At 41.8% G+C, this 6,000-nt stretch carries 3 protein-coding genes and 1 pseudogene; all 4 read right to left on the bottom strand.

All coding sequences use genetic code 11. The annotated features are described in order from the left end of the window. Nucleotides 1-72: 72 nt before the first annotated feature. Nucleotides 73-2,499 (bottom strand): EcoAI/FtnUII family type I restriction enzme subunit R, encoded by a 2,427-nt coding sequence (gene hsdR / locus DVY93_RS10530; protein ID WP_230710688.1) that lies wholly within the window; start codon nucleotides 2,497-2,499, stop codon nucleotides 73-75. A gap of 345 nt (nucleotides 2,500-2,844) precedes the next feature. Then, nucleotides 2,845-3,726: pseudogene (locus DVY93_RS10535) on the bottom strand (IS982 family transposase). 182 nt (nucleotides 3,727-3,908) lie between these two features. Then, entirely contained in the window at nucleotides 3,909-4,793 is an 885-nt protein-coding gene (lgt, locus tag DVY93_RS10540; RefSeq protein WP_011959981.1) for a prolipoprotein diacylglyceryl transferase, read from the bottom strand. A 183-nt stretch (nucleotides 4,794-4,976) separates the two neighbouring features. Next, nucleotides 4,977-6,000, bottom strand: a 1,024-nt coding sequence (locus tag DVY93_RS10545) for an ATP-binding protein (RefSeq protein WP_230710687.1), incomplete at its 5' end; no start/stop codon positions are given.

The raw sequence follows: 6,000 nt of genomic DNA on the forward strand, positions 1-6,000 counted from the left end.
AAACGATAGGAATAAAACAAGCCTCAATAAGAGGCTTAGATTTATAGTTTATAGTTAATCTTTTTTAAACACTTAAGCTTGCTTAGGTGGCGGTACCCAATAGATCTCATCTTCAAGATCACTAATGGCTTGTTGATAGTCTTTTTTGCTACCAAAGCCTTCTCTGACAATTTCCATCGGACTACCTAGCTGATCGAGTGGTTTTACTTTGAGCACATTAAGACTTTCGATTTCTTCTACACCAGCATCAGCATATTTATCAAGCAAGGCGTTCAGTACTTTTTGAGCAGTATCTGAGTACTTGGTAAAGTAATTGCGCTTTTTGACTTCATTCGCACGTTCACGTCGGGTCAAGGGCGGTTGGTCATAAACCACATGACAAATCAGATCGAAAGGATCCATATCCGAGCCGATCTCTTCTTGCAATGCTTCCCAAATAATACCAGCGTTTGCCAGCTCATCAATAATGGTTTGTTTGCGCTCAGTATCGTTCCAGCGCTTGGTAAACTCGTCCAAACTAGCGAACTGCTTGGTGAAAGTTTTGCGAGTATAGTCCTGAAAAGACTCGGTGACTAGCTTACCATCAGTATCATAATACTGGATACGCTGAGCCATTACTTTTACAGATACACCTTTCACATGATATTTTTTCGCAGGCTCACTAACACTCATATCATCACCCATACCAACCCCTAAATCAAAGCCACCATTATCACTTTGGGTTGTATAGGCCAAATCAGTACCATTAACAATATCTAACTCTGCGTCTGACTCTCCATCTACCACTTCGTCCAGCTCAACGCTTCCTTCATTAATCTGTGATGGCGTCACAGTCATGATACGTTCAGGAATACCATCGAAGCTCTCATCTGCAAATAGCTCAGTCGCTTTTTTGAAGTCGAGAATCGTAAACCATAGCTTGCCATATTTATCATTTATACGAGTACCACGGCCAATAACCTGCTTAAACTTGGTCATCGATTTGATGTTTTGATCTAGTACGATTAGCTTACAAGTTTGAGCATCAACACCAGTCGTCATCAGCTCCGACGTCGTCGCTATCACTGGATAAGCTTTCTTTGGATTGATGAAATTATCGAGCTGCGCTTTGCCTAACTCATCATCACCCGTGATTTTCATGACATACTTTTCGTTCTTTTTGACTTGCTCGGGATTGCAGTTAATCAGAGCACGGCGCATGCGCTCTGCATGATCAATATCATTACAGAACACAATGGTTTTGGCCATTGGGTCAGTACGCTCAAGGTAGCTTGTGATGGTCTGAGCCACCAATTCAGTACGCTCATCAATCACCAGACTACGATCAAAGTCTTTTTGATTATAGATACGATCTTCAATCAACTCACCATGCTTATCTGTTTGTCCTTTAGTTGGACGCCAACCTTGCATATCGACATCGATATCAATTCGAACCACTTTATAAGGTGCTAAAAACCCATCTTCAATACCTTGTTTTAAGGTATAAGTATAAACAGGATCCCCGAAGTAATGAGAATTAGATACCTCTTCAGTCTCTTTAGGGGTCGCTGTCAAACCGACCTGCGTAGCGCTATTAAAATACTCTAATATCTCACGCCAAGCACTGTCTTCAGCAGCACTGCCTCTGTGGCACTCGTCAATGACAATTAGGTCAAAGAAGTCAGGGGCAACTTGTTTAAATGCCTTCTGATGCTCTTCTGGACCTGTTAACGCTTGATATAAGCCAAGATGTATCTCAAAGGCTGGATCAACGGTACGGCCTTCTATTTTGGTCATCGCCGTGCCAAAAGGTTGAAAGTCATTAATTCGAGATTGATCGACCAAAATATTGCGGTCAGCTAAAAACAAAATGCGCTTTTTCTCTCTGGCTTTCCACAGTCGCCAAATGATTTGAAACGCAGTATAGGTTTTACCTGTTCCTGTCGCCATTACAAGCAAGATACGATCCTGTCCACGAGAGATGGCTTCTATGGTCTTATTGATGGCTTGTAGCTGATAGTAGCGTGGTGACTTACCACTGCCATCATCATGATAGTCTTGAGTGATGATGGGTAGCTGAGCTTGCGTATAGCCTTTCCATTGACAATACTTATCCCATAGTTCAGCTGGCGTCGGAAAGTCTGCTAGCGAAATCTCTGTTTCGAGGGTAGTAGTACTGGTTTTATCATGAAAAATAAAGCCATCACCATTGGATGAAAACACGAACGGCACTTCGAGCAGCCCAGCATAATCAAGCGCTTGCTGCATACCTTTACCAATGGAGTGTTTGTTCGCTTTAGCTTCGATAACAGCAAGCGGCAGGTTAGGCTTGTGGTATAAAACAATGTCAGCTGACTTAACTGTCTTACGTACTGCCATTTGACCACGGACGATAACCTTGCCGTCACGAAGCTTCACCTCTTCGCGAATTTGGGTCATGTCATCCCAGCCTGAGCTAATAACGGCAGGTAGAATGAATTTACTGATAATATCAGCTTCGGATAATTCTAGTTTGTTGATACCAGCCATGGCAGTACGTTTCCTATCTAGCTAGCGTTAAGGATAACTTATATTTTAACATATGTTGTGTATTTATAATCTGCTAGACTTTAGCCATGTAGTATTTAACCACCTTTGAGATAATACTGTTTGTATATCATCGCCTATAGAAAATAATTTATAGAAGTAAATACGGGGCCTGAACTTAATATTTAAGTTATTAGCCTTAATAAGTTTATCTGCTACAGGTCTGTCTTTTTTATGTTTTATAGTGTTTTAGAGCTTAGTAAGGAGTGGTCATACTTTTCATAGAAGTATTAATAACCCCAGTTCGGGATAAGCCACATTGTAACTCATTGATACTATTTACAATGTTGCTACCTGTCCCTGCTGAGGCATGTTTTTGATGGTGGGCTTATAGGGAAACCAGCAATAAGCAATCAAACCCGACAGCAAGTTTGTGATAAACCCCGTGACACTACGATGGCGTGAGTGTTCGATTTGGCACAAGTTTTTCAGCTTCCCAAATACCGTTTCAACCAAAGAGCGATGATTGAGTAGCGCCTCATCTATCGGCTTGAGTACTTGCGGTTTCATATTACGCCGAAGTTTGGTTATCAACGTGGTATCACTATGTTTTGTGAGCCACGCGTTTAGTGTGTTACTGATATAGCCTCTATCACCAAATAGTTTTCCAAATAAAGACGTTGCCATATCCTTAACTGGCGCTCTATCATCCGTATTGCCCGCAGTGGCTTTAACAGATACAAGCTCGCCCTTATAATTGATAATGGCGTGCAGCTTAAAGCCGTAAAACCAGCCCATGCTGCTTTTGCCTCGGGTTGCAAGTCCTTCAAAGACTTTATGACGGTAGATACGTTTGTTATGACAAACTGCTATCTTGGTTGAATCAATATAGCTGATACCCGTACAGTCGCCCATCATGCTTTGCAAGTAGCTGCACAGTGGCATGATACTGCGCGGCACAAGCTCTATAAATCGCGAGTAGCTCGGCAGGTTTGGAGACTCCTGTTTCATCATGCCATGCATATGGTGGTAGTAAAAAGACTTAAACTGTCGATACCGCAATTGATGAAACAGTACCAAGATGGTCATAATCTCTGCTACACTTATCTGGCATGCTCTTAGCCGTTGACGGCCCGTTGCGATTAAATGAGCGTCAAACTCAGGTTTGAATTGCTAATAAAAGTCGTCAATATGGCAGTATAGTTCGGTTAGGTTGTCCATGTAAGAAGTCCTTTTTGCTTAAGTGGTCTTGGTAAACTTACTTTAGCAACTTCGGACTTCTTTTTTTATCTTTTTTTTGAGCCCTTATCCCGAACTGGGGTTAGGTGTTAATTCTGCAAATGGAATGTATCTTGTTAGAACTGCATTTATATTTATTTGTTCATGCACCTCGACACTTATTTCTAATATGCAGACTGCTTACCCCAATCATAAATACCGCGTTTGTAAGCATAAATCAGCATGATTAAGCCGGCGATAATCATCGGCGCGCTTAAGATTTGCCCTTTGGTCATCCAACCTAATAATATGAATCCTTGGTCAGCATCTGGCTGGCGGAAGAATTCAATGATAAAGCGGCTGATGCCATAGCCTAGTAAGAATACAGCGGAGGCGGCCATACGTGGACGTGGTTTTGATGAATACCACCATAAGAATATAAATAGCAGCAGACCTTCGGCAAAGGCTTCATATAGCTGTGATGGATGACGAGGCAATATGTATTGACCATTGACTTCAATCATCAATTCTTGCAATTGTGGATTGCTCTGTAATTGCTCCATATCAAACGCCGCGGCTTGCGGAAAGTAGGTCAGCCAGTTATAGCCACCGTCTGAGACGCGACCCCATAATTCGCCATTGATATAGTTGCCGATACGCCCAAACAGTAAGCCGGTTGGTACACAAGGAACGATAAAATCGAATACTTGAAAGGTAGTCTTTTTATATTTACGGGCAAAGAACCACATACCTAGCATGACGCCGATAAAGCCGCCGTGGAAAGACATACCGCCTTCCCAGACTTTTAATATATAGGCAGGGTTTTGGAGTAATTCACCGAACTGATAAAACAGCACATAGCCAATACGACCGCCTAAGATGACACCAAGCGCGCCATAAAAGACTAAGTCAGAGACCATGTCGGTGGTCCAATTGTCGCGTTTGGTACTGCGATACCAAGCCAAACCGTAAGCGGCAGCAAAGGCTAGCAAATACATTAGCCCATACCAGTGCACTTCCAATGGACCCAAGGAAAGCGCTACGGGATCATACTGAGGATGAATCATCATAAAGGCACCATAATTATTGGTAATAGAATGTATGAAATAGGCTTATATAAGAAATTTTTTGTCCAACAATTGAAAAGTACAACTATCGCAAGTCAGAATCTCATCTTATGGATAGAGAGACCTTCCAAGTAAACTCGCCTTCGATCTAATCTGAGCGGTTCATAGACAGTATGAAGGTATTTACTACCTGGCAATCAACAACTTTACAGCAACCTCAAAAAGACACTCATCTTTGATAGTAATACTAACTTTGCCATTATGAGCATTGGCGATAGCTTGCACAATAGATAAGCCTAAGCCTGTTCCTGAATGCATCGTATTCGTTTTATCATGACGATAGAATCGCTCAAACAGTTTATCGGCTTCAATCTGATTTAATGGTTTGTCTAGACGGTTGGTCATAGTTATTCTTAACCAGAGCTGCTCTGGGGATTGAATATCGTCTTTTGGCGCATTAAGCGAGGTGCTTGAAGTGAGGACAGTAGCGGATATCATAATAGTGCTATTACTAGCCGCATAATAAATCGCATTTGACATCAGGTTGGCAAACAGCCGTTGCAATAAGCCTTTATCACCTAGTACTGTTTTAAAATCACCCGATTTTTCAAAGATTATCTCACGATCCTCAGCAATCATCTCATAATAATCTATAAGCTTTGTGATCAAGCTCTCTATATCGACATGACTGATTTGCGAATCACTCAGCTCTTTTTGAGTTTTTGCCAGTAATAACATATCGTTAATCATGGCGGATAACTGCTTTAACGTATCATGCTGATGATGCAATTGCTCAATGTATTCGTCGCTTTCTCTTGGCTTAGTTAACATGACTTGCGTTTGCGTACTCAGCGTCGCTATTGGCGTACGTAGCTCATGGGCGATATTGTCTGAAAATCGCGACAACGACTCAAAATTGCTTTCAAGCTTAGCCATCATCGAGTTATAGGATTCTGCTAAAGGTCTTAGCTCTAATGGCATATCACTAACTATTACTCTTTCGCTCAATCTTTCAGGATGAATACCTTTCATCCTTTGCACGATAGTGGATAAAGGGGCAAAACCCCAATACACGCTTAAGGCTGCTATTGAAACCAACAGTAGTGTGATGGCAAATAGGATCAGACTAAGTTGACGGTTAAACTGTAATAAATACTGATGATGCACGTCAATGGGTAAGGCGATAAGGGCAAGCATGTCATCGTCTCCA

This window comes from Psychrobacter sp. CCUG 69069 (genome assembly GCF_021023115.1).
GTDB classification, from domain to species: Bacteria; Pseudomonadota; Gammaproteobacteria; order Pseudomonadales; family Moraxellaceae; genus Psychrobacter; species Psychrobacter namhaensis.